The organism is Phyllobacterium trifolii, from assembly GCF_014192095.1.
GTDB classification, from domain to species: domain Bacteria; phylum Pseudomonadota; class Alphaproteobacteria; order Rhizobiales; family Rhizobiaceae; genus Phyllobacterium; species Phyllobacterium trifolii.
The window spans coordinates 1-24,439 of record NZ_JACHXN010000030.1; the positions used below are offsets into that span (position 1 = coordinate 1).

A 24,439-nucleotide genomic window follows, 5' to 3' on the forward strand; every position below is an offset into this window, starting at 1 on the left:
CCAGCACCGCCGAAAGCCATGTCATCGCCGTCCTGTGCACTGATGAAGTCGTCGCCTTCATCGCCGCGGATGACATCCGCTCCCGCACCACCCATTACCGTGTCAGTGCCACCAAGCGCGATGATCGTTTCGCCATTGGCAGTGCCAAGCAGAACGTCTGCATTGGCTGTACCCACAACCGGAGCACCCGCGACAGGTGCTGGTGGCGTGTCGTCATCATCCTCAACGGGCTCCCCGCCAATCTGGGGCATGCCGTCGGGTGCAGTGAACTTGATCGTTTGTTCACCACTGGTCAGCGTTGTGACGCCATCTTCTATCGTTGCTTCATAGTCTGCGATGGTCGCTCCGTTTGGCAGTTCGATCACATCCTGGGGACGGAGGTTGCCGACAATCGTGTCGTTACCACCGTTGGACCTGAAGACGATCCGGTGCGCCGAGTCCAGCGACGAGATGTCGATGGTATCGTCTCCGGCATTGCCATCGATAGTGATGGTATTGAAATTCAGGCTCGTGCTGGTGAAGTTGCCGATGATCTGGATCGTGTCACCATCGTTTGTGCCGCCATCCGGCTGGTTTGGATTGTTGCCATTGTTGGCGGTGGTATTGAGTGTATTGACGGTGATCTCTTCAATATTGTCGAGTTCGGCAATGATGGTCGTCGTTAGCCCGACCGTGCGGGTGATGACGATCTCGGTGCTGGCTCCGGAAACCGCAATACCGGCCAAGATGGCTTCCGCCCTCGTGTAGATACGGAATGTCTCGGCCAGACCGGTCCGCCCGTTCAGGTTGAAGGTGTCGATAGCGCCGGCTCCACCATCGATGATGTCGAAGCCGTCGGTGTCGCCGGTGGCATTAGTATTCCAGATGATCGTGTCGTTGCCCGTTCCGGCCGCGATGATATCGTTGCCTGTACCGCCAGTGATCGTGTCATTGCCGTCGCCGGCATTGATGTTGTCATTGCCACCGCCGCCGGTGATCGCATTGATGGCGGTGTTGCCGACGATGATGTCGTTGGCTCCTGTGCCGGTGATATTGGCAGTCGTGACGCGGTTGACAGTCACTGTAGCCGGGTCGGTCAGTGTGCCATCGCTGCCGGTATAGGTGAAGGAGCCACCGGCAGTCGCATTGTCGGAGAGGGTGATGATCCCTGCTCCCAGTGTCGGTCCCGTTGCAAGTCCGGTGGCACCGCCCACCGCTGTGATGGTGACGAGCGAACCCTCCGGGTCCGTATCGTTGGCCAGCAGAGCCGCCTGCGAGATGGTGAACGCGGTGTTCGCGGCCACATTGGTGATGACCGTGTCGTTATTGGCGACCGGCGCATCGTTCGCGGCAATGACAGTGACCGTCGCCGTGGCGACGTTGCTGTTCAATAGCCCGTCATTGACTGTAACCTGAAGTGTTCTAGCACCAGCGGTCGGGTTATCCGACGTGTTCACATATCGCACCTGTTGGATTGCCGTCCGGTAGTTGGCAATCGTGGTTGTTCCGGAGAGGTTCAAAGTGATCTGACCTGCTACAGATGTATCCACCGATGAAGTAATGCCACCCGGAAGCCCGCCAAGTACCGACAGGGCATCACCCGCGCTGGCATTGGTCAGAACGACGCGGGCCGAAGCCATAGTCGTACCATCATCAGTAATCACGGAGCCGGTGGCGATTGCGACACCAAGCCCATTTTCGGTATAGCTCGTTTGGTAGTTGTTGCCCGGAGTGCCGGGAACTGTCGTGGTCGTGCTTATGGTGGTTGCTATATTGAAGTTGTTGATCCGAACTTCTTCGCCCGCCGTGTTGATCGCCGAGGAAACAAATCGGATGGCCGAGTTCGCCCCCGCTCCCGTGAGGTTCAGGTTCAAATTGCTCGATCCCGCACCGTTGAATGGATTCCCGGAGTTGCTGCCTATCGTTTGCAGCACCGTGAAATTTCCAGGCGCAAACGACCCCGATGCTGAGAACTGCACCTCAATCGTCTCGCCGGCGTCGATACTGTTACCGTTGTTCAGCCGATCATAGTCGAAAGACAAAGTCGCAGTCGTCAGGCCGCTGAGATTGACCGTTCGAGTGATTGAAGCACCGTCCGAGGTGACACCGCCGACGAAGCGCAGTTCGTTAGAATCACCTGCATCGATCTGGATCTGGCCGGCAGTCACGCCGCCGCTGTCATTGGCCTCCACCCAAGGCGTTCCCGTCCAGTTCACGCTACCGTTGCTGTTGTTGAAGGCTGCTGTATCGAAGAAATCACGATATGCGTTAGGAGCGGATACGGTCGTCGTGGTGGTGATATCGCCGTGCAGATCGAGCGTTGGTGCAGCCAGCGAGATGTCCTGGTCGGTGAAGTCCAGAATCTCGACATTGCGGATGGTGTCTGTGCCGTCGGTAGCAAGACCGCCGGTATGGGCAACGGTAATTGTTCCGTCGGTATTGAAGTCGATATCGTATTCGGCCCGGGCACCAGAGAAGATCGCCCGATCGACATCGGCAATGCCGTCACTGTCGACGATGTTATCGGTAGAGCTAAGTTCTTCCTCCGTGGTGCTGTTCTTGATGGTTCGAATGATGCCCAGCTGGCCCGGATTGATCGAGCCGTTGAACATGCTGGCGGCGAGCGTCGTCATTGACTTGTGTATGGCGATCGGCGGGCCTGCGTGCTCGGTATCACCGGCGGCGTAGACGGCGATCTGGACGTCGAGATACTTGTCGCCGTCGATGATGTCGTCGCCGGCATTGCCAGTGATGGCATCGCTGCCGTCGCCGCCCAGGATGATGTCGCCACCATCAAAGGTCGTCACGCCGGCGCCGAGAACCTCCTGCAGGCCCTGGATGAGTGCTATACCCTCTGCATCCAGCACGCTACCGAGATAGCCGGTCGTGCCGCCGTCAGCCAACGATGCACGATCCGCGGCCACGTCTTGCGTGCCCTTCAGTACGTCGTTGAACCTCGTGCCCGAGAGTCCTTCCATCGACTCGTATTCGTCCAGCGCCGCGTTCTGCGGAAGCGTAGGTGCTTCGTCGAAGATGATCGGGATGGACAAGTCGGCGTTCACGCCAACCAGGTTGTCTTTGTAGGTCGCCCAGTCGAAGCCGGACATGCCCACCATCTTGCCGCGGCCGGCGCTGCCGACCATGATGTCGTCGCCGCCCTCGCCGATATACTCGTCAAAGCCGCCATCGCCGAGGAACACGTCGTTCCCATCGATACCGTCATGGGCGAAGATCTCGTCGAAGTTGTCGCCGGGGGCACCATCGAAGGTGCCCGTTTCAATCCAGTCGTCTCCTTCATTGCCGAGGATGCGTTCGGCATTCTTGTTGCCGTAGATGAAGTCGTTACCGGTTCCGGCGAAGACTTCCGAGCCTGCATCGGTGCCGAGGAAAATGAAGTCCTGGCCATCATTACCCATCACCAGGTCGAGACCTGGTCCGGCGTGGACCACGTCATTGCCCTTACCGGCCTTGATATTGTCATCGCCGCCGGAGTCCTTGATGATGTCGTCGCCGTCGCCACCATTGATGATGTCGTTGCCGAAGCCACCTTCCATGTTGTCATTGCCGCCATCGCCGAACAACGTGTCGTCGCCGATGCCTGCAATTATGACGTCTGCCAAGTCAGTGCCCCCGAGCACCACATGATTGTCGCCGGTGTAGCGCAGATAGTTCGTGTCAGGCCCGACCGTGCCCGGATTGTTGCGAATGACGAGCTGCGTGAGGATGCCACTGCCGACGGGGTCGAGACCACGATTGTCGGCGCTTTCATCGACCGCCGTGCCGGGGTCGTCCTGCAATATGCCGTCTAGACCTGCGTCCTCGCCAAGGTCAGGATTGTATTGCTTGGTTCGGTCAACCTCGAGGATGAGGCCCGGCGTCGAGAACACGTCCGAAGGCAGATGCGTCGCGTCGGTATTGCGCATGATCATGGCGGCGAAGGAGTTGTTCTCCATCTCACCGAACAAATGGAGACCGTCGAGCCGTTGCAGGTAATAGAAGCGGTCGCCGCTCTGCAGGTTCTCCATCTGCACTTCGAAGACGAAGTTGAAGGTCGAGCCAAGCATGCCGCCGAACGGCATGGTCTCTTCGGCCAGGCCGCCGATCCAGAGATCGACATTGTTGAGGCCACCGAGCGAGCCGCCCGCATAGGCGCCCGTGGCGTTGAGGAAGTCGAGCGCATCGGCGGGAACCAACATGCCACCGACTGATACGCCGGTGATGATGGTCAGCGCCGCGTCGCGCTTCTCCTGGAGCGTGTCGGCGCCCGTAATCAACGCATGTGTGCCGTAGGAGGCGATGAAGTTGATGATCGAAGCTTCGTTCTTGAGATGGCCGGCGAAATCGACCCAGCTCTCATAGGGCTTGAGCAGGACGTTCTGGTTGCTTGCCTCATAGAATTCGGCGCGCGCGGTATTCAGCGACGGTACGCCGGTATCACGGCCGCGCGCCAGGTTGATGGTCGCGAGGTCAAGCGGCAGGCCGAGCAGGTTGTTGCGCAACGCGCTGGTGACGAACTCGTCGATCTGGTTGCCGACCTGGCGCGTCATGCCGCGAATGATCGCTCCGGCGGCAATGTCGTCGGTGACCGCATGATTGACGCCGTCGAACGCCGTCGGATTGAGGAAGCCCTGGATCAGGCTGATGTGATCGGGCGTGAACGTCGGGTCGAACTTATCGATCGACTCGGTCAGCATCGAGTGGCCGAAGCGGTAGACCACATGGGCGAATTCGGCCACGATCGATGGATTCAGCGTGGTGTCGAAGCCGTCCGGGACCAGGAAGACGTTGATATTGGGCTGGATCTTACGGGCGAATTTTTCGAACACGAGATGCTGGTACTGCATCTCGGTGCCAAACTTGGCAGCTTGGAACAGGCGTTCGCCATCCCAGATAAGGCCATCTGCTGTGGCGGGAACCGTGGTCACATCATCTATGAGCCACTCATTCAGGAAGGCTACGGCCTCGGCTTCCGACCCGCCGCCATCAAGAATCGCCTGGGCGTCGGCAAGGGTGACTTCCTTGGTGTGCTCTACGAGCCGGTTGTGCTCGGCATGGAAGACATGGTGGACGGCGGTCAGGCCGATGTTCTCGTTGACGCGGCCGTCGCCGGCGATGAAGTGCGCATCGAGCAGTTCGTTGTCATAGACGCCGGGCGCGTTGCCCGGATTGTCCAGCCCGATCGTGATGTCGCCATCGGCAACGCCGCCAGGAACAGCATTATGCGCAATGTCGGCGAGGAAGGCGTGGTTCGTGCGGATGGCGGTTGCTAGGCTAACCGGAGCGGCCGGCGTACCCGAGATCACGACGTCATCCGCCGTATTCGGAATTCCGTCGAGGCCGATACCGGTGATCACCTGGGCGAAGCCCGTTGTCGGATCGGGAATGAAGTTGCCGTATTGATCGGTCCTGAGCAGCGGAACCTTACCCACGTCGTCGTCGGTCAGCAGGATGCCGAGCATATCCCGGGCCTGGACCTTGAGTTCGGCCCAAGTGGCCATGCCGCCATTGCCGCCCTCGATCAACTTGCCGGTCGCCGCTGGCCGGCCAACGCCGTCGAGCTCGTACTGCCGTATGAACACCTGATGCGAGGAATGCGACGTATAGGTCTGGTTCTGGTCGACATAGGAGGTGGTGGTATTGACGGGACGGCCGTCGTCCAGACTTTCGTCCACGCCGACAGTCAGGGGATTGTCACCCAGGAAGCCATCGGCGCCGGGTGAAGTCGTGGCGCGCGTCAGAACCATGAAGTTCAGGGCGCCAGGCGCGGTGCTGTAGAGCGGATCATCCGGCTGCAGCGGGATCATCACGGCGCCGTTGCCGCCTTTGTTGACGAGGTCGAGGCCGTGATCGAAGAACTGGCCGAACAGTGTGAACCAGGAGTTGAACGGAGCCGACAGGCCCTCGTCCGGCGCAATGTTGGGGAGGTGGACGTTGGCGCCGTCCAGTTCGATGCCATTGGCTGCGAGTAACGCGTAAAGCCCGCCGGGGACGCCGGCTGCGGCATCGAGAACGCCCTGTGCTGCGGTGAGGGCCAGCGCAGCGTTGGCGGCCGCTGTCTGAAGTGCAGCATTGCCTGGGCTGGCCGCTGCGGCGGCTGCGGCGGCTGCCTCAACGCGCTGGGCATCGGCCACGGCCCTGAATTCGTCTTGGAGGGGAGAATAGGCAGCCGAGATCGAAGCGGTGATCAGCATGCCCGGGTCTTCGACGCCGGCGCGCTGCAGCGCCGTCAGGATCGCCGCAGGATTGCCGAGCGTCTGATCGACTATCAGATTGGAGATCGTACGAACTTCAGGATCGATGACGTCGCCCGGATCGGCAAACGTTCCCGGACCATCCACGTCGTTGCCGGGGGTGTAGGTGATCGGAATAGGTCCAGATGGTCCCGCGCCATCAGGATCGACCATGACGGTCCGGTATTGCGGAGCGAGCAGCTCGAGGAACTCCTGGTCGGCGGCACCCCACTGTTCCTGACCCGGCAACAGATGGTTGTAGCTGCCGTCGACGGTCCGCAGTCCCCAGGCCAGATTATAGGTGGGGATCAGACCGCCTGGGCCGTACAGCGGCGTCCCCGCAGCATGGGCCTCTGCAATTTTAATTTGCGCCAGGATGAAATCCAGATCCGAACGAATATAGCTGACCATGTTACTCTCCCATTAGACACAAGAAATCGCCGCGTCGGGCGATGTTTCCGCTTTACGTCTGCTCATGCCGACGCATTTACTTTGTCCCGTAACTTGGTTTCTCTTGACCGCTCCCGGAACAAAGGGACAAACTGGTTCAAAATAACTTCGACACGAGTTTCGATGGTCGGATAATGTAAGGGGGGAGGCGAACTTGATAGTTCGGAAGGTCCAGTCAAATACACAGACTTTCGTCGGCGGAAAGGTGGGACTTTGGGCCCGGGCCGAAATGTGACCTATGGCCCTAAGGATGAAGGTGGTCCTTCAAAATCCAACACCTTGTTCCGATATTGGCATGGCCTGGGTTTGACGGCACAATTCCTTATTGTGGCGGCGCTCATCGTCTGTGGATCAATGGCGGTACTGGGCGAATGGCTAAGCTCGCAGATCGCCGCCAATCAGCTTCGAAGCCGGGCAGAAGCCGGCGCCCTCTACGTAGAAGGCTTTCTGGCTCGCCATGTGGAAGAGGGCCCCGATGGATTATATGTAGCCGCAGATCGTCAAAAGGAACTCGATGACTTGCTGATCGGGACGGAGCTGGCCAAGCGTGTCGAAGGTTTCAGGATCTGGCGTCAGGACGGCACCATTATCTACAGCACAGACAAATCGCTTGTGGGAAAGCGGCTTCCATCGGCCGACATCGACAAGGCGTTTGCCGGGACAGTCGTCTCGCAACTCGAAGTTGGACACAATGATGCGGGAGATATAGAGCACAACGATGATCGCTCGTTGATCGAGATCTACGCTCCCATTTATCGCACGGGCTCACGCGAGGTGATTGCGGTGGGGGAACTCTATGAAGAAGCTGAAGAGTTTATTGTTCAGCGCAACCGGGCTCAGCGCCACACTTGGGCCATTGTCGGCGCGACTACCCTGGCAATCATGGGTCTGCTTTTTCTCATCGTCAGGCGCGCGAGCAGTGTCATTGAAAGCCAGCGAGTAACGCTGAAGTCCCAGTTGGCCAATGCGCAAGCATTGGCTGAACAGAACAAAAAACTTCGAAAGGCTGCTGACCACGCCCGTATGGACGCTACCAAGTCCAATGAGACGCTGCTCAACCGCATTGGCTCTGACCTGCACGACGGACCGGTTCAGCTGCTCAGTCTTTTGATCCTCAGGCTTGGAGGCGGCTCTTCCGACCCGACGAAGGGGTCAGATCTGCCGAAAAACGCGCCTCAGGAACTGCATCCCTCGCGGCTAGCAAGCCAAGTGCTTACGGAGCTGCGCGAACTCTCGACAGGACTCGTTCTGCCAGAGATCGAGAACATATCGCTCGAAGCGGCGCTTCGTGTTGCTGTGGAACGTCACGAGTATGCGACCGGGTCAGTTGTCAGCGCAAGTTACGTTGGCCTGCCAGAGAACGTTGCCTATCCATTGAAAATTTGCCTTTACCGTGTTGTTCAAGAAGGGCTCAACAATGCGTTCCGGCACGCTTCCGGATTGGGCCAAAAAGTTACGGCTTCGGCGGACGAAAAAACCATTACTGTTGTCGTCAGCGATGCGGGGCCGGGATTGGTGCGGGCGGAAGGAGCTTCGGTGCACACAAGGCCCTTGGGACTTCAAGGTATCCGTAATCGTGTGGAAGCCTTCGGCGGTTCGGTGCAGTTCCAGCAGCGCAGCGGCAATGATACGCAATTGATCGTATCGGTCTCCCTGGAAAGCAACTCGGCTTAAGACGGTTTAGTGGCGCGACATTGGCTCTCGTTGACCGCCGACCTCGAGCTTCTGGGCGGCAATGAGAACTTCGAGCCGGTTTCGGGCATGCAATTTCTGCATCAGAATTGTCATGTAATTTTTGACAGTCTTCTCTCCGATGCCCAGCCCAACGGCAATTTCGCGATTAGTAAACCCTCGCAGCAATAGGCGAACGATCTGCTCCTCACGTATGCTCAACTTGATGGGACCCGCAGACATCCGTCGCAAGGAAGCAATTCTCAAGGCCTCGACGACCTTGCAGGCAAAACTTGGAGTGATGTAGGTTTCGCCGTTATGGGCCGCCCTTACGCCTTGAATGAGTTCTTCGGCGCTGCTGCCCTTCAAGATATAACCACTGGCACCAGCGTTAAGGGCCCGCACTGCATAATCACTTGCAGTCATGGCGGTAAAAGCCACCACCTTTGTGCCGCCCGATTTCGTGACGATCTCGGTAATTACATCAAAGACGTTGCCGGGCATGAACAGGTCGAGGACCATAACGTCCGGACGCAGCTTTTTGTTTATTTGAAGAGCATCGTCAGCAGTTGCTCCCTTGGCGACGACCGTAAAATCGCCATTTACCTCAAAGAGGTTGACCACGCCCGCCAGCAAAAGCGGATGGTCGTCGACCAACGCGATCGATATTGAACCCATGATTATGCCCTCACTTTGCCTTTGCGGCTTTTGTGGCTGTATTAGGCACTTATTTGGCCGTTCTGTCCTTAAACAATTGGGACTAACCAAAATCGATGGCCTGAAAGCATTGAAATAAGGAGGTGGTGGGTCGGCCTCTTTGACCTCGGCAAGCTGGCGCCATGCCAATATGAGCATTGGGTTCAGGGAATTGTAAAGATACTGATCTGATCCGTGATGCCGCGAAGAGTAACGGTTTGCGACATCGGCTTTAGACCATGATCCGTAAGAACATGGGAAACACGCGGATCATTGAGTACCGAACCGGTAGCGAATATCTCGCGCGACGTTGCGAGGTGCTGGACCCGCGAGGCAATGTTGACAGTTTGTCCGAAATAATCCTGCCGCTCGTTAAGGCTGACGGCTATGCACGGCCCTTCGTGAATACCGATTTTCAGAAGCAGATCTTCGTTGCCACGTTCCTGGTTGAGTCGCAGCATGGCATCACGCATCCGCATCGCCGCCACCAGTGCCCGGTCGGGTGTTGGAAAAGTCGCCATTACCGCGTCGCCGATCGTCTTGACGACAGCACCTGCCTCTGCGCCGACAATCTCGTTAAGTATGCCGAAATGGGCCTTCACGAGATCGAATGCAGCCAGGTCGCCAACTCTTTCGTAAAGCTCGGTCGAACCGCGGAGATCTGTGAAAAGAAACGTGAGACTGGTAATCCGCAGCTTCTGGTCGACGTCGATGGTATCGGTACGATAGATGTCGCGGAATGTCTGATTGGAAAGCAGAGACTTGGCGGTAAGGAACGGGCGGCGTTTGCCGAGCATTGTGTGAAGAGCATCATTGGCCAGGCACACCGACGGAAGCGTGCGGACGTCCGTATGATTCTCGACTGATATCCGTAAGGGGCCCGGTCGCAAGGTAATGGTTTCGCTGTGACGGTGCACGCGGTCAAATACCAGCGATATGGTCTGCCGCTCTTTGGTCGGCTCCCCCGTCACGTCCAAAAATTGAGCTGCGTGGGTGACTGGTTCAAAGACGATAATAAAGGATGGTGGCAAATGCAGCGATATGACCGCTTTTTCTCCGGCGGGTAGTTCAAGCGACTCAATAATGAACTCGTCAACTTTTTCCTCAAAATCGTTGTCAGGCAAATCGACTCCCGAACCCCAATAAACCTGACGGAAATATTCCACGGCTGGCAGTTGGTGAGGATTGTGAGCCTCGATATGGCGCACACGCGGTGTGACGGTGAAGGTGACTTCTACCATTTCGTCGAGCGTCGGCTCGTAGCCAGCAGCACAGAGCGCGCAGGTATATTCATCGCTTTGCACGGTCTTGAGCGAGGTATTAGCATCCAGAACGCCACCGCAGCCAGGGCAAAGAACATTCCACGACATTTCGAACAGACCGAGACGTGATGCCTGCAGGAAGGCGCTGATCGTCTGCTCTACATCAAGTTGTTCGCTGGCAGCGAAAGCCAGCGCATTGATACGGCTCAGCTTGCGATCCGGCGCTTCGCGAACGAGCCGTTCCAGGGCATCGACAACGCGGGGCCGGGCCGATTGACGGAGCATTGCAAACAGAGGCTTGGCTTCACTCATGAGAGTATTCTACACCGAAATCTTTCGGCGGACAGCGAATTCGCGGCAAGTTATGGCGGAGAGGGAGGGATTTGAACCCCCGATGGAGTTGCCCCCATGCCGCATTTCGAGTGCGGTGCTTTCAACCACTCAGCCACCTCTCCGCGTAGGGGGATTGATATCCCCCGATCCATTTGCCGGATGTGAAACCCGGTTGATGCCGCGATGCCCCCAAGGGCTCGGCTTGAGCGTGCGACCGGCTAGATAGCGGGCAAAGCTTCCAGATACAAGAGTAATTTGCGTTAAATTTCTTGACTCAGCGGCGAACCTGATCCTATAAGCGCCCGTCAACTGGCGTGGGGGATTCTCCGCGCCGTTTGTTTTTGAATTCGGGTGCCTTTATTCTTACGCGTAAGAGTGCCTTTCGATCAATCTGTCACGACTGACAAAAAGACGGTTATTGCCGTAAAACGGCATTAAACCGAACCGGACTCCGAAAGGGAAAAAATGTTCGCAGTCATCAAGACCGGTGGTAAGCAGTATCGCGTTGCCGCCAATGACCTGTTGAAGGTCGAGAAAGTTGCCGGCAACGCCGGTGATATCGTTGAATTTGCTGAAGTTCTGATGGTTGGCGTCGGAGCAGACGCAACGATCGGTGCTCCTGTTGTCGGTGGTGCGCTGGTGACAGCCGAAGTCGTAGAGCAGGGCCGTGCACGCAAGGTCATCGCCTTCAAGAAGCGTCGTCGCCAGAATTCCAAGCGTACGCGCGGTCATCGTCAGGAGTTGACGACGATCCGTATCTCGGAAATCCTGACCGATGGCGCGAAGCCTTCCAAGAAAGCCGCTGAAAAGCCGGCGAAGAAGGAAGCTGCTCCGAAGGCTGAAGCTGCTGCTGCGGACGCAATCGAGACGAAAGCCGCCCCAAAGGCCAAAGCTGCGCCGAAGAAGGCTGCTGCCAAGACTGAGAAGCCCGCTAAGGGCGAATAAAAAGAGATTTAGAGGAGCAATCCGATGGCACATAAAAAAGCTGGTGGTTCGTCACGCAACGGTCGTGATTCAGAATCGAAGCGCCTTGGCGTGAAGAAGTTTGGTGGCGAGAAGGTTCTTGCCGGCAACATCCTCGTTCGTCAACGCGGCACCAAATGGCACCCCGGTGTCAATGTTGGCCTTGGTAAGGACCATACCCTGTTTGCACTTGAAGCAGGCACCGTTTCCTTCCGCACCAAAGCCAACGGCCGTAGCTACGTGTCGATCGTCAATCCGATCGCCGAAGCAGCAGAATAGCCGGTCCTGCTTGAAGCACCGGCGTCCCATCGGACCCGGTGTATGGCAACCGCCAAAAGATCAAAGGGGAGATGGGATCACCACCCATCTCCCCTTTCGTGTCTGGAGGATAGACAAATGGTTGCTGAAATACTGGAAGACGATGAAGAACGGTTGGATCTGATAGACTGTCCCGTTCTCGTTACGGAACGTCTCGTTCTGCGAGCGCCGCGTAACGAGGATGTGGATGCAATTGCCCGTCTCGCCGATAACCTTCACGTGGCGGAAATGCTTTCCCGCATGCCGCACCCCTATACGAAGGAACATGCGGTGGATTTCGTGCGCCGCGCCAACGCGGGCGAGATCGGCAAATGCGTCTATGCCATTACATTGGCGCAATCGGGCACGTTCATTGGTTGTTGCGGTATCAATTATCGTCGCAGCAAGGATGAGCATGCGCCTTGCCGCAAGGAAGAGTTGGAGATCGGCTACTGGCTGGGCGAATCCTACTGGGGCAAGGGCTATGCAACGGAAGCCGCCCATGCGCTGGTCGATCTGGTGTTCAGAGCAACACAAGTCGAAAAACTCTATGCTTCTTGCCGCGTGTCCAACAATGCTTCACGCCGGGTGATCTATAAAAGTGGTTTCCAGTATACCAACACCGGTATGATGGATTCGATCACTGCCGGGAATGTTCCTGTCGAACGTTACATGCTCGACCGGAGGACGTGGATCGGTCTTCGCAGCTGGACTTCATAACCAATACTGGTCGTCTCCAACATCGAGGCGACCAGTTTTCATTTCGAGGATTTTACTGTAATGCCTCGGAACATCAAAAGGACTGAACTTTCATGAAATTCCTTGATCAGGCGAAAGTCTATATCCGTTCCGGCGACGGTGGTGCCGGTTCGGTGTCGTTTCGGCGCGAGAAATTTCTCGAGTTCGGCGGTCCCGACGGTGGCGATGGCGGACGCGGCGGCGATGTCTGGGCGGAAGCAGTCGATGGTCTCAACACGTTGATCGACTATCGCTATCAGCAGCATTTTAAGGCCAAAACCGGCATGCACGGTATGGGCCGCAACATGACCGGCGGCAAAGGTGCCGATGTTATTCTGAAGGTACCGGTCGGAACGCAAATATTCGAAAACGACAACGAAACGCTGATCTGCGATTTCACCGTTGTCGGCCAGCGATATCGACTTGCCAAGGGCGGCAATGGCGGCTTCGGCAACGCGCATTTCAAGACCTCGACCAACCAGGCGCCGCGTCGCGCTAATCCGGGCCTCGAGGGCGAGGAGCGCAACCTTTGGCTCCGGTTGAAGTTGATCGCCGATGCTGGACTTCTTGGTAAGCCCAATGCCGGGAAATCAACCTTTCTGGCCAGCGTCACTGCCGCCAAACCAAAGATTGCCGATTATCCGTTTACAACGCTCCATCCCAATCTCGGCGTTGCGCGCATCGATGCCAGAGAATTTGTCATCGCTGATATTCCGGGGCTGATCGAGGGCGCGCATGAAGGGGTGGGCATTGGTGACCGGTTCCTTGGGCATGTCGAACGGACCCGTGTCCTTCTACACCTTGTTTCGGCACAGGAAGAGAATGTCGCGCAAGCCTATAAAACCGTTCGGATGGAACTCGAGGCCTATGGAGCGGGACTTGCCGACAAGCTAGAGATCGTGGCGCTTAGCCAGATCGATACGCTTGACGCAGCGGCTCGCAAGAAAAAGGTTGCAGCGCTAAAGAAGGCGGCCGGCCGAGAGCCGATGCTGTTGTCATCCGTCAGTCGCGAGGGCGTTGAACCGGTGATGCGCGCACTGTCCGCAATCATTCTTGAATCGCGTCAGTTGGAAGCCCCTGTCGAGATCGACAACCGCTTCAAATAGTGAGTCGTAGAATGTCCGCGAAATCAGTCCAACTCCGGGATAACGAAGATCAGGTGAATTCACTACCGAAGCTGGCGTCCTATCGCCGGATCGTTGTCAAGATTGGCTCGGCTTTGCTTGTTGATCGTGGCACTGGCCTCAAGCGTGATTGGCTTGAGAGCCTTGGCACCGACGTCGCATCGTTAAGCGTATCGGGCGTCGAGATGATGATTGTATCCTCCGGTGCGATCGCCCTTGGCCGGACGGTGCTGGGTTTGCCAAAGGGCGCATTGCGGCTCGAAGAAAGCCAAGCTGCAGCTGCCGCCGGCCAGATCGAATTGGCTAAAGCTTATGCCGAGGTTTTGAGCCACCACAAATTGCGCGCCGGACAGATTCTTTTGACCCTTGCCGATACCGAAGAACGCCGCCGCTATCTCAATGCGCGCGCAACGGTAGGGACCTTGTTGCGATTGAAGGCGGTTCCAGTCATCAACGAGAATGATACGGTTGCGACCACCGAAATCCGCTATGGCGACAATGACCGGCTTGCTGCACGGGTTGCGACGATGATGGGCGCAGACCTCCTGATCCTGCTTTCAGATATTGATGGGCTCTATACCGCACCGCCGCATCAGAATCCGCATGCGCAATTTTTACCTGTTATCGACGCGATTACGCCCGATATCGAAGCGATGGCGGGAGCAGCAGCCTCGGAATATTCCCGGGGTGGTATGAAAACCAAGCTGGATGCGGGCAAGATCGCCAATGCGGCGGGAACGGCCATGATCATCGCCTCCGGCACAAGGCTAAACCCGCTGGCCGCCATCGATCGAGGTGAACGCTCCACGATGTTTAAAGCCAGCTTGACGCCGGTCAATGCCTGGAAGACCTGGATATCCGGCAATCTCGAACCATCCGGGCGGCTGGTGATCGACGAGGGCGCGCTTGCCGCTCTCAAATCCGGCAAGTCATTGCTTGCTGCTGGTGTTCGCGAAGTTGCTGGCAACTTCACACGGGGCGATACAGTCGCTGTGTTCGGACCCGATGGCCGTGAGGCTGCTCGCGGGCTTATTGCCTACGACGCTGCCGATGCCGTAAAGATTGCGGGGCGCAAGACCAATGAGATTGGCACGATTCTCGGTTATGATGCCCGTTCCGCGATGATCCATCGCGATGATCTGGTGGTGCGTGCCGCAAAGCGCGCTGCGACGGCCAAGGAGTAAGAGATGTTGCGACGAGTGGATAAAGACCTGCCGGTTGCCGAATTGATGGCTGAAATCGGCTGCAAGGCACGCACCGCCGCGCAATCTCTTGCCATTGCGTCTCCTGACAAGAAAACAGCGGCGCTGGCAGCTATGGCAGACGCCGTTGATAGGCGTGCGGCTGACATTCTCGAAGCCAATGTCCGCGACATTGAGAACGGCAAAAATGCAGGCATGTCGCCAGCGTTATTGGACCGGCTCAAACTTGACCATAACCGGGTTGCCGGGATTTCCGCGAGCATTCGTGCGATAGCCGGTCTCAAGGATCCGGTTGGAGACGTCATTGCCGAATGGGATCGCCCTAACGGTTTGCATATTGAACGTGTCCGCACTCCCCTCGGCGTTATTGGAGTGATCTACGAGAGCCGGCCGAATGTGACGGCGGATGCAGGTGCGCTATGCCTCAAATCCGGTAACGCTGTGATCTTGCGCGGCGGGTCGGATTCTGTGCATTCATCAAAGGCTATCCATGAAGCCTTGCTCGAGGGACTAGCGGCTGCTGGCCTTACGGAGACTGCCGTCCAATTAGTGCCGACCACCGATCGTGCTGCCGTTGGCGAAATGCTCAAAGGTCTCGATGGAAATCTCGACGTGATCATTCCGCGCGGCGGCAAAAGCCTGGTAGCTCGAGTGCAGGCTGAAGCTCGTGTGCCGGTGTTTGCCCATCTTGAGGGGCTGTGCCACGTCTACATCGATGCCTCTGCCGATTTGGCAATGGCGAGCAAGATCGTCGTCAATGCCAAGATGCGCCGCACCGGTGTATGCGGTTCGGCCGAGACGTTGCTCGTCGACAGGCTCGCTGTACCAACCCATCTGGTGCCGCTCCTTGAAGACCTACGTTCAGCGGGCTGCGAAATTCGTGGTGACGACGGAGTCGTGGAGCTCTTCGCGGGTGCCAAACCCGCCACTGAGGAAGATTGGTCTACGGAATATCTCGATACGATCATTTCGGTAAAGCTTGTCGATGGTGTCGACGGCGCGATACAGCATATCAACCATTATTCCTCGCATCATACCGAAGCTGTCGTCGCCGAAGACCTTCGCGTCGTGGAACGGTTTTTCAACGAGATCGACTCGGCCATTCTTCTGCACAATGCCTCTACGCAGTTTGCTGACGGCGGCGAATTCGGCATGGGCGCCGAGATCGGAATTGCCACCGGCAAGATGCATGCGCGGGGTCCAGTGGGGGTCGAGCAGTTGACCTCGTTCAAATACCGTGTGCGCGGCAACGGCCAGACTCGTCCGTGACAATAAACGCAGGTTTGCAACCGAGCTTTCCAGGCGTCAGTGAAGCGCATCTGCGCATGCCTTTCGTTGAGAAGGGTATGACGGTGGGGCTGTTTGGCGGTTCCTTCAATCCGCCACATGCGGGTCACGCGCTGGTGGCCGAAATTGCACTGCGCCGCCTGAAGCTCGACCAGCTCTGGTGGATTGTCACGCCGGGCAACCCGCTAAAGGATACGCGGCATCTGGCACCGTTGGCGGAACGCCTGGAGCGCTGTGAAGAACTGATCCACGATCCCCGTGTGAAAATTACGGCATTCGAAGCCGCCCACAATATCCGCTACACTGCTGACGCGCTGGCTATGATCAAAGCTCGCAACCCGGGCGTGCATTTTGTCTGGATCATGGGTGCGGACAATCTTGCGGACTTCCACCTCTGGCAGCGCTGGCAGAAGATCGCCTTGACGTTTCCGATTGCTGTTATCGATCGTCCGGGATCCACTTTGGCTTTCCTTTCATCCCGTATGGCCAAGACGTTCGGTTATGCGCGTATCGATGAAGACGACGCGCCGGTCCTAGCCCGTTCACGCGCGCCAGCATGGACCTTCATTCATGGGCCGAGATCATTGCTGTCATCGACTGCTATTCGCAACGGCGTGATGAAACCAAAGACGTGAAGCAGCGTTTCAGCTAAGGTGCCCTACCATCCGGAGCGTGTCAGTAACAGCGAGTTAGTTCGTTAGGACGTCTTGAAACTGTCATGCGACTCTGCCTATCTTATTGATGTGCAGTATGGGTACAACTGCTTGCGTTGTTCTTAAGGGAAAGGAAATACACTGAGAACAGCATTTCAGAAGAAGGATGCCTTGGCACCTTCACCGGCAGAGATGAACGGTATCAATTCCGTATCTCTTGCCCTTCAATCGGTCCTTGCCAGTCTTGAAGACGCAAAGGCTGAAAATATTATCCCCATCGACCTTCGAGGCAAGTCCGTCATTGCTGATCATATGATCATCGCATCGGGACGTTCGCATCGTCATGTAGCGGCGGTTGCGGACCAACTTTTGCGTGCTCTGAAAGAGAGCGGGCATGGCAACAATGCTAAAATCGAAGGTCTTTCTGGCGGCGATTGGGTGTTGATCGACACAGGCGACATCATCATCCATATATTCCGTCCCGAAGTGCGTGAGTTCTACAATCTCGAAAAGATGTGGCAGGCTCCCGAACTCGACGGAGAGACCGTCCACTAGCAGGTGGATCGGAGCGTCGAACAACACGGTGCTCTGAACGGTTGATAGATTTTGCCGGTTCTGGACCGGAGGAGTGGTTTCGGGCTGCCATAGGCCTGGAACCCGGAGTGAGCCATGCGGATTACTGTCTTTGCCGTGGGCCGGATGAAGTCTGGCCCCGAACGAGAGCTGGCAGATCGCTATTTGGACCGCCTGAGAAAGACGGGTGTTCCGCTCGGGCTTGAATTCACATCCGTTATCGAAATTGCCGAAAGCAGAGCGTCTCAGGCAGAACTGCGCAAGCAGGAAGAGTCTGCGAAAGTTCTTGAAGCACTCGACCAAGGCGGCGTGCTCATTCTTCTGGACGAGCGCGGGAAGACAATGCCTTCAGAGGCCTTTGCGGCATCGGTTGCGCGGTTTCGCGATGATGGCAAGCGTCAGCTCCTCGTGGCGATTGGCGGCCCTGACGGACACGATGCGTCACTGAGGGATCGTGCCGATGTCGTTTTGGCTCTTGGCGCGATGACGTGGCCGCACCAGATCGTTCGCATTCTTGTTGCAGAACAACTTTACCGGGCAACGACAATCCTTGCAGGTCATCCTTACCATCGCATTTGAAATTCATTCAGCTCTCATTCATGCCCACAACTCATAATGGCGGCTCAGAGATCATTACGAAAATATAATGATCTCAATACTTTTCAGGCGAACCGCTCATCTCCATTTCTTGCTAAGATGGATCGGGAAAAGTGTCGTTCGTCGGCGCAAAAAGGTGGACGGTTGATGAGCAAAATAGCCAAGCAAGGCAAGGCATCCCCTGCCGAGTCCAACGTGACCTTCATTCCGGCCACCGTAAAGCCGGATCGAAGAAAGAAGCGGTCCCGTCTGTGGATATGGCTGCCCGTCATCCTCACGGTTGCAGGGGCAGGTTATTACGCATGGATAAACTACAGCGCATCAACAGCGAGTACTGCCGTTATCACGCAAGCGGTCGTACGTGGTGACATCGAGAATGCAGTTACCGCGGTCGGTACGCTCGATTCAATCAAATCGGTCGATGCCGGCGCCCAAGTTTCCGGACAGCTCAAGGTGCTGCACGTCGAGATTGGCGATACGGTCACTCAAAATCAGCTTATTGGCGAGATCGATCCTGCCACCATACAGAACAGGATTGAAATCGATCAGGCGGAACTCGCCAATCTGCAAGCACAGCTGATTTCGAAGAACGCGCAGCTTGTGCTCAAGCAGGCCAATATCGAGCGCCAGCGCAATCTGGTGGCGACGCGCAGCGTTTCACAATCGACGCTGGATCAAGCTATTGCCGACCTCGCGGCGGCCGAAGCGGATGTAAATGCCCTTGCAGCCCAGATACGCAAACAGCAGGCGACACTTGCCGGCGATCAGGTCGATCTCGGTTACACGAAAATCTATGCACCCATGGCTGGCACGATCGCTGCTGTTCCGGTTAAAGAGGGCCAGACTCTGAATGCTAGCCAAACGGCACCGACGATCGCTACGATCGCGGATTTGTCGACGATGACAGTGAAGGCACAAGTCTCCGAGGCTGATGTCAGCAAGCTCAAGATCGGCATGGATGCCTATTTCACTTTGCTGGGGCAGCCAGGCAAGCGTTACAAGGGAAAATTGCGGCAGATCCAGCCGACCCCGGATATCCAGAACAATGTCGTGCTCTACTACGCTTTGTTTGATGTTCCGAACCCTGATGGCGATCTTATGATTTCAATGAGTGCGCAGGTGTTCTTCGTGCAGTCAAGTGCAAACGATGTGCTTGTCGTGCCAAGTTCTGCAGTTAGCAGTTCCGAAGGATCGCGTCGTGCGGGAAGCAGCGGCGAAGGTCACAAGGGCGAGGTTACGGTTGTCACGACCGCCGGCACCCAGGAAACTCGCGAGGTTGAAGTGGGGGTCCGCAACCGTGTCAGTGCCGAGATCAAGAGCGGGCTGAAAGAAGGGGAACTCGTGGTCGTCGGCCAGGGAGGCGAAAGCAACGGGGCAAGCATGAGCCGCAATTCCGGCAATCGCTCGCAGCGCGGCATGCGTATGCCGCCGATGTTCTGACGATGACCGCCCTCATCTCCCTCAGAGACATAAGCAAGACGTATCACAATGGCGACCTCGCCGTTGAGGTTCTTCACGGTATATCGCTTGATATCGAGGCGGGCGAGTTTGTCGCAATCATTGGCCAATCCGGTTCGGGCAAGTCGACGCTGATGAATATTCTCGGCTGTCTCGACCAGCCGACGAGCGGTGATTATCTGCTCGATGGCGAACACGTTTCTGGCTTTGAACCCGATGAGCTTGCCGGATTGCGCCGGCGCACGTTTGGCTTTGTCTTCCAAAGTTATAATCTCATCCCGACCGCCAGTGCGCAGGAGAACGTCGAAGTCCCAGCGGTCTATGCAGGCGCGTCAGCTCGCGACAGGCATGACCGGGCAGAGGCACTGCTTAGCTCATTGAAGCTTGGCGACCGGCTCGATCACCGTCCGAACCAGCTTTCCGGCGGTCAGCAGCAACGTGTCTCTATAGCCCGGGCTTTGATGAATGGCGGTCGGGTCATCCTTGCGGACGAACCGACCGGCGCGCTCGACAGCCAGAGCGGCGACGAAGTCATGGCGCTGCTGCGCAGCATGAACGAGAGTGGTCACACGATCATCGTCATTACCCATTCACGCGAGGTTGCGGAACAGGCTGACCGGCTCATCGAATTGCGCGACGGGCGTATTATCTCGGACCGGACAAAAAAGGGTCGTAGCAACCCCGAAGCCGCAACAGGACTCAAACAAAAGGCTTTCGAGGGTGTTGCCGCAATCGCCGATATTTCCGAAGCTATCAAAATGGCCTTCAGGGCATTGCGGGCCAACCTGTTCCGCACGATTCTCACGCTGCTCGGCATCGTCATCGGTGTCGGTTCTGTTGTGGCCATGCTCGCTATCGGCACGGGTGCGCAGAACTCTGTACTCGACCGGATTTCCTCGATGGGATCTGACCTTTTGGTGATCCGCCCGAACATGGCCAATTTCCGCGGTGGTACGGGCGGTAGCGTCGTAACCCTGATTCCGGCCGATGCGGATGCCATCCTTGAACAGCCAAATGTTGCTTTCGCTGTTCCGGAAATGACGAGCACGGTGACGGTACGTTATGGGAATGTCGATTATCAGACGACGGCCAATGGTACGGTTCCGCAGTTTACGCAGGCGAAATCCTGGACAGTGGGTAAGGGCGAGTTCATCAATCAGGATGACATGACCAATTACGCCCCGGTAGCAGTGCTTGGTCAAACCGTGGTCAAGACGCTCTTTGCCGATGGCACGGACCCGATTGGCAAGTATGTACTTGTCAACAAAATTCCATTCCAGATCATCGGCGTGATGAGCGAAATGGGCGCAGGCATGGGCGGCAACGATCAGGATGATACGGTTCTGGTTCCCCTGACGACTGGAAGCATGCGACTTTTCGGCCAGCGCAACGTGCGGACGATTACCGTGCAGGTAAAGGACGGCTCGGCGATCGACGCCACGCAGGAGACGATCCAGTCGCTTTTGGACAAGCGTCACCAGAGACAGGACACCCTCATCACCAATATGGCGTCCATTCGCGAAGCCGTCACCGAGACATCAAATACGCTGAAGCTGTTTCTTGGCGCTGTTGCGGCAATTTCACTTCTTGTCGGCGGAATCGGGGTCATGAACATCATGTTGGTAAGTGTCACAGAGCGAACTCGCGAGATCGGAGTTCGCATGGCAACGGGCGCACGGCGGCGCGATATTCTGCTGCAGTTTATAATAGAGGCACTAGTGGTTTCCGCGATCGGTGGGGCGATTGGCGTCGCGGCAGGCATCGGGACTGGAGTACTGGCAAAGGTCCTCGGTGCACCGATCAGCTTCACGATCGGGCCGGTGGCGTTAGCTTTTGCCTGTTCATTCTTGACGGGGCTCGTCTTCGGGTACCTGCCGGCCAGGAACGCCTCGCGGCTTCAGCCGGCAGTAGCACTCAGCTCAGAGTAAATGCCTAAAAGTCGAGTTCAAGTTCGACGCCATTGTCTCGCCGGCGGCGAGGGTACCGGTCGTCGTATCTGTCATCCTCCCGATACCTGTCCCGGCCGCGTCTGGAATCAGTGAAGACCGCAGCGCAACCCTTATCTACCCAGATAGCGCCTCGATTGTAGCCCCAGCTGTCGCCAGCTATGCAAGGTCTCTTGGAAATCTGCTTTGCAATGCGCGGGCGGCGCATGTCGGCATCGCATTCCCTGTATCTGAACTTACGCGATTCGCATCTGACGGAATCTTGCGCCTGTGCAGGCAACACAGGCAAGAACTGCGCGCCGCCAAAAACTACAGCGAATGCCAGGATATATCGGTACATTTTCCCTCTCCGATACCGTTTCGAATCACCATTATGGTGCACCATTTTAAAGTCGAGTTGGCGATTTTTGTTCCGCGGTGGTTAATCATTATTTGGCCCATGAAACTGTATCTTATTCAGGAGAACCGCGCGTTTTCACGGTTCACCATATCGGAAATGAAATTCGAGACCGCTGCGATGCGACGAAGTGTACGAACGGATTCATGATAGGCCAACCAATAGGACCGGTGAATGGTGCGTTCGGGCAGGACTGGCACAAGATCTTCATGCTCGCGCGCAATGAACATGTGGAGTATTCCGATGCCTGCGCCAGCCCGCACCGCCTCGACCTGTCCAAGCGCACTTGAAATCTCAAAGGCTGCTTTCCAGTCACGAGTGATTTCAGGCGCGTAGTTCAGCGATGGGCTGATGACGAGGTCATCGACGTATCCGACGAGGCGATGCGCCGAGAGCTCATCCACGGTCTGCGGCGCCTCACGCTCAGCAAGGTAGGAACGGCTGGCGTAGAGGCCGAGGCTGTAATCGACGAGCTTGCGCGCTACAAGGCGTCCTTGATCGGGGCGATCAACCGTGATGGCAATATCGGCCTCGCGCCGGGAAAGCGAAAATGAGCGGGGGACCGGCACCAACTGTATTTTCAGGTCTGGATATCGGGCTGTGAGCAACGCCAATCTCGGTGCTAGGAAAGTCACGCCAAACCCATCCGGCGCGCCAATCCGAACTGATCCAGAGATGGCGACGTCGGCATCGCCGAGTGACGAGCGGATGGATAGCATTTCCGCTTCCATACGCTCTGCAGACAATAGAAACTCTTCACCTGCATGTGTGAGTTCGCATCCATTGGTGCGCCGAGTGAGAAGCTTTGTATTGAGATCGTTCTCCAGCGCTGTCAGCCGTCGCGCAACTGTCGCGTGGTTAAGCCCGAGACGTTTTGCCGCCCCGAGAATCTGTCCAGACCGTGCAACAGCCAGGAAAATACGTACATCATCCCAATTCATCAAAGCCTCCGGCCTAAGTCGTACTTCAATTTTTGCACAACGGATACGCTTTTGCTTGGCTTGCAATAAAGTTTTTGAAGCGCGATGATAGCTACAACAGAAATCCAACTATTACAGGGAGGTTATTCGCTATGCGTGAGGTAGGACATTTCATCGGTGGCATGCATGTCGCCGGAACCAGCGGTTGCACGACCGAGATTTTCCAGCCAATGGACGGAACGGTTCAGGGCCACGTTGCACTTGCGACACCGGCGGAAGTCCGCGCTGCAGTAGAGAATGCAAAAGCTGCGCAGCCTGCTTGGGCCGCAACCAACCCGCAGCGCCGGGTGCGTGTCATGCGCAAGTTCCTCGAATTGGTAGAAGCCGAATATGACTCGTTGGCCGAACTTCTGGCGCGCGAGCATGGCAAGACAATCCCCGATGCCAAGGGTGATATCCAACGCGGTCTGGAAGTGGTCGAGGTGTGCCTCGGTGCAGCGCATATGCTGAAGGGCGAGTTTTCTGACAGCGCCGGAACTGGCATCGATGTCTATTCAATGCGGCAGCCTCTAGGAGTAGTCGCCGGCATCACGCCGTTCAATTTCCCTGCAATGATCCCGCTATGGAAAGCTGGCCCGGCAATCGTGTCTGGCAACGCCTTTATTCTGAAGCCATCAGAGCGCGATCCGGGCGTGCCTATGCGGCTTGCAGAGCTGTTCATCGAAGCGGGGCTTCCTGCAGGCATCTTCAACGTCGTCAATGGTGACAAGCAAGCGGTCGATGCGATCCTTGACGACCCGGACATCAAGGCTGTCGGCTTTGTTGGCTCAACCCCGATTGCTCAGTACATTTACACTCGCGCTACGGCGAACGGCAAGCGTGCTCAATGCTTTGGCGGCGCCAAGAATCACATGATCATTATGCCGGATGCCGATATGGACCAGACCGTCGATGCACTGATTGGTGCAGGATATGGTTCTGCCGGCGAACGTTGCATGGCTATTTCCGTGGCGGTACCAGTTGGCAAGGATACGGCTGATCGTCTAGTCGAGCGGCTGATTCCCCGTGTGGAAAGCCTCAAGGTCGGTCCTTCGACCGACATGTCGGCCGATTATGGTCCGGTTGTCACCAAACAGGCGCTGGAGCGCATCCAGGGTTATGTGAATCTCGGCGTGGAAGAAGGTGCCAAACTCGTCGTCGATGGTCGTGGTTTTACGATGCAAGGTTATGAGAACGGTTTCTACATGGGCGGTTGCCTGTTCGACCATGTGACTCCGGACATGCGGATCTATAAAGAAGAAATCTTCGGACCAGTTTTGGGTATCGTTCGCGCTGACACTTATGAGGACGCGATCCGTCTGCCAAACGAACATGAATACGGCAACGGCGTTGCAATTTTCACGCGTGATGGCGATGCGGCTCGCGACTTTGCCTCTCGTGTTCAGGTCGGAATGGTTGGTATCAACGTGCCGATCCCGGTTCCGATTGCCTATTATACCTTCGGCGGCTGGAAGGGCTCTGGTTTCGGCGATCTCAACCAGCACGGACCCGATGCGTTTCGCTTCTACACAAAGACGAAGACTGTCACTTCCCGCTGGCCTTCCGGCGTCAAGGACGGTGCCGAGTTCGTTATCCCCACGATGAAATGAAACAAACTGCCGCC

18 protein-coding genes and 1 tRNA gene are annotated in these 24,439 nt (G+C 56.8%); 13 read left to right on the forward strand and 6 right to left on the reverse strand.

All coding sequences use genetic code 11. The features are described 5' to 3' along the window. Positions 1-6,620 (reverse strand): peroxidase family protein (locus tag FHS21_RS27295; RefSeq protein WP_183665086.1); only part of this gene is annotated, 6,620 nt, incomplete at its 3' end. 270 nt (positions 6,621-6,890) lie between these two features. On the opposite strand from FHS21_RS27295, the gene FHS21_RS27300 reads away from it, so the two are divergent. Continuing rightward, entirely contained in the window at positions 6,891-8,333 is a 1,443-nt protein-coding gene (locus FHS21_RS27300) for a sensor histidine kinase (protein ID WP_183665088.1), read from the forward strand. 6 nt (positions 8,334-8,339) lie between these two features. Here the strand turns inward: FHS21_RS27300 and FHS21_RS27305 are convergent, their stop codons facing one another. The 3 genes from FHS21_RS27305 to FHS21_RS27315 form a co-directional block, all read right to left on the reverse strand. Next, positions 8,340-9,185, reverse strand: coding sequence for a response regulator (locus FHS21_RS27305; RefSeq protein WP_312879943.1), 846 nt, complete (start codon positions 9,183-9,185; stop codon positions 8,340-8,342). A gap of 5 nt (positions 9,186-9,190) precedes the next feature. Continuing rightward, complete coding sequence (locus FHS21_RS27310; protein ID WP_112531043.1) at positions 9,191-10,600, reverse strand: adenylate/guanylate cyclase domain-containing protein; 1,410 nt, start codon at positions 10,598-10,600, stop codon at positions 9,191-9,193. A gap of 53 nt (positions 10,601-10,653) precedes the next feature. Next, positions 10,654-10,743, reverse strand: a tRNA-Ser gene (locus FHS21_RS27315). Between the two features lie 343 nt (positions 10,744-11,086). Here FHS21_RS27315 and rplU point away from each other — a divergent pair. The 11 genes from rplU to FHS21_RS27370 all read left to right on the forward strand — a co-directional run bounded on the left by rplU (position 11,087) and on the right by FHS21_RS27370 (position 21,441). Beyond that, positions 11,087-11,566, forward strand: a complete 480-nt coding sequence (gene rplU, locus FHS21_RS27320; RefSeq protein WP_112531042.1) for a 50S ribosomal protein L21 — start codon at positions 11,087-11,089, stop codon at positions 11,564-11,566. 24 nt (positions 11,567-11,590) lie between these two features. Continuing rightward, positions 11,591-11,863 (forward strand): 50S ribosomal protein L27, encoded by a 273-nt coding sequence (gene rpmA / locus FHS21_RS27325; protein WP_112531041.1) that lies wholly within the window; start codon positions 11,591-11,593, stop codon positions 11,861-11,863. 117 nt (positions 11,864-11,980) lie between these two features. Next, the gene (locus tag FHS21_RS27330; RefSeq protein WP_112551823.1) at positions 11,981-12,601 is read left to right on the forward strand and encodes a GNAT family N-acetyltransferase; all 621 of its coding nucleotides are present in this window, start codon (positions 11,981-11,983) and stop codon (positions 12,599-12,601) included. 92 nt (positions 12,602-12,693) lie between these two features. Further along, positions 12,694-13,725 (forward strand): GTPase ObgE, encoded by a 1,032-nt coding sequence (gene obgE, locus FHS21_RS27335; protein WP_183665090.1) that lies wholly within the window; start codon positions 12,694-12,696, stop codon positions 13,723-13,725. A gap of 11 nt (positions 13,726-13,736) precedes the next feature. Next, the gene (proB, locus tag FHS21_RS27340) at positions 13,737-14,927 is read left to right on the forward strand and encodes a glutamate 5-kinase (protein WP_183665092.1); all 1,191 of its coding nucleotides are present in this window, start codon (positions 13,737-13,739) and stop codon (positions 14,925-14,927) included. 3 nt (positions 14,928-14,930) lie between these two features. Then, the gene (locus FHS21_RS27345; RefSeq protein WP_183665094.1) at positions 14,931-16,214 is read left to right on the forward strand and encodes a glutamate-5-semialdehyde dehydrogenase; all 1,284 of its coding nucleotides are present in this window, start codon (positions 14,931-14,933) and stop codon (positions 16,212-16,214) included. Positions 16,215-16,270: 56 nt separating this feature from the next. Then, complete coding sequence (locus tag FHS21_RS27350; protein WP_112531053.1) at positions 16,271-16,867, forward strand: nicotinate-nucleotide adenylyltransferase; 597 nt, start codon at positions 16,271-16,273, stop codon at positions 16,865-16,867. A 210-nt stretch (positions 16,868-17,077) separates the two neighbouring features. After that, on the forward strand, positions 17,078-17,440 hold the full coding sequence (gene rsfS / locus FHS21_RS27355) for a ribosome silencing factor (protein WP_112531036.1): 363 nt from the start codon (positions 17,078-17,080) through the stop codon (positions 17,438-17,440). A 114-nt stretch (positions 17,441-17,554) separates the two neighbouring features. Beyond that, on the forward strand, positions 17,555-18,037 hold the full coding sequence (rlmH, locus tag FHS21_RS27360) for a 23S rRNA (pseudouridine(1915)-N(3))-methyltransferase RlmH (protein WP_112531035.1): 483 nt from the start codon (positions 17,555-17,557) through the stop codon (positions 18,035-18,037). 165 nt (positions 18,038-18,202) lie between these two features. Beyond that, the gene (gene macA / locus FHS21_RS27365) at positions 18,203-19,495 is read left to right on the forward strand and encodes a macrolide transporter subunit MacA (RefSeq protein ID WP_112531034.1); all 1,293 of its coding nucleotides are present in this window, start codon (positions 18,203-18,205) and stop codon (positions 19,493-19,495) included. Between the two features lie 2 nt (positions 19,496-19,497). Beyond that, entirely contained in the window at positions 19,498-21,441 is a 1,944-nt protein-coding gene (locus tag FHS21_RS27370) for a MacB family efflux pump subunit (protein ID WP_112531033.1), read from the forward strand. Between the two features lie 4 nt (positions 21,442-21,445). Here FHS21_RS27370 and FHS21_RS31710 read toward each other — a convergent pair whose 3' ends face one another. Together FHS21_RS31710 and FHS21_RS27380 are read right to left on the reverse strand one after the other, a co-directional pair. Beyond that, positions 21,446-21,844, reverse strand: coding sequence for a DUF3011 domain-containing protein (locus FHS21_RS31710; RefSeq protein WP_112531032.1), 399 nt, complete (start codon positions 21,842-21,844; stop codon positions 21,446-21,448). Positions 21,845-21,915: 71 nt separating this feature from the next. Continuing rightward, the gene (locus FHS21_RS27380) at positions 21,916-22,797 is read right to left on the reverse strand and encodes a LysR family transcriptional regulator (RefSeq protein ID WP_112531031.1); all 882 of its coding nucleotides are present in this window, start codon (positions 22,795-22,797) and stop codon (positions 21,916-21,918) included. 131 nt (positions 22,798-22,928) lie between these two features. On the opposite strand from FHS21_RS27380, the gene FHS21_RS27385 reads away from it, so the two are divergent. Beyond that, entirely contained in the window at positions 22,929-24,425 is a 1,497-nt protein-coding gene (locus tag FHS21_RS27385) for a CoA-acylating methylmalonate-semialdehyde dehydrogenase (protein ID WP_183665096.1), read from the forward strand. Positions 24,426-24,439: the final 14 nt, after the last annotated feature.

Coding starts and splice junctions, on each gene's coding strand:
- FHS21_RS27305 (WP_312879943.1), bottom strand. CDS start 9,185: ATGCTCATATTGGCATGGCGCCAGCTTGCCGAGGTCAAAGAGGCCGAC.
- FHS21_RS27310 (WP_112531043.1), bottom strand. CDS start 10,600: ATGAGTGAAGCCAAGCCTCTGTTTGCAATGCTCCGTCAATCGGCCCGG.
- rplU (WP_112531042.1), top strand. CDS start 11,087: ATGTTCGCAGTCATCAAGACCGGTGGTAAGCAGTATCGCGTTGCCGCC.
- rpmA (WP_112531041.1), top strand. CDS start 11,591: ATGGCACATAAAAAAGCTGGTGGTTCGTCACGCAACGGTCGTGATTCA.
- FHS21_RS27330 (WP_112551823.1), top strand. CDS start 11,981: ATGGTTGCTGAAATACTGGAAGACGATGAAGAACGGTTGGATCTGATA.
- obgE (WP_183665090.1), top strand. CDS start 12,694: ATGAAATTCCTTGATCAGGCGAAAGTCTATATCCGTTCCGGCGACGGT.
- proB (WP_183665092.1), top strand. CDS start 13,737: ATGTCCGCGAAATCAGTCCAACTCCGGGATAACGAAGATCAGGTGAAT.
- FHS21_RS27345 (WP_183665094.1), top strand. CDS start 14,931: ATGTTGCGACGAGTGGATAAAGACCTGCCGGTTGCCGAATTGATGGCT.
- FHS21_RS27350 (WP_112531053.1), top strand. CDS start 16,271: ATGCCTTTCGTTGAGAAGGGTATGACGGTGGGGCTGTTTGGCGGTTCC.
- rsfS (WP_112531036.1), top strand. CDS start 17,078: ATGAACGGTATCAATTCCGTATCTCTTGCCCTTCAATCGGTCCTTGCC.
- rlmH (WP_112531035.1), top strand. CDS start 17,555: ATGCGGATTACTGTCTTTGCCGTGGGCCGGATGAAGTCTGGCCCCGAA.
- macA (WP_112531034.1), top strand. CDS start 18,203: ATGAGCAAAATAGCCAAGCAAGGCAAGGCATCCCCTGCCGAGTCCAAC.
- FHS21_RS27370 (WP_112531033.1), top strand. CDS start 19,498: ATGACCGCCCTCATCTCCCTCAGAGACATAAGCAAGACGTATCACAAT.
- FHS21_RS31710 (WP_112531032.1), bottom strand. CDS start 21,844: ATGGTGCACCATAATGGTGATTCGAAACGGTATCGGAGAGGGAAAATG.
- FHS21_RS27380 (WP_112531031.1), bottom strand. CDS start 22,797: ATGAATTGGGATGATGTACGTATTTTCCTGGCTGTTGCACGGTCTGGA.
- FHS21_RS27385 (WP_183665096.1), top strand. CDS start 22,929: ATGCGTGAGGTAGGACATTTCATCGGTGGCATGCATGTCGCCGGAACC.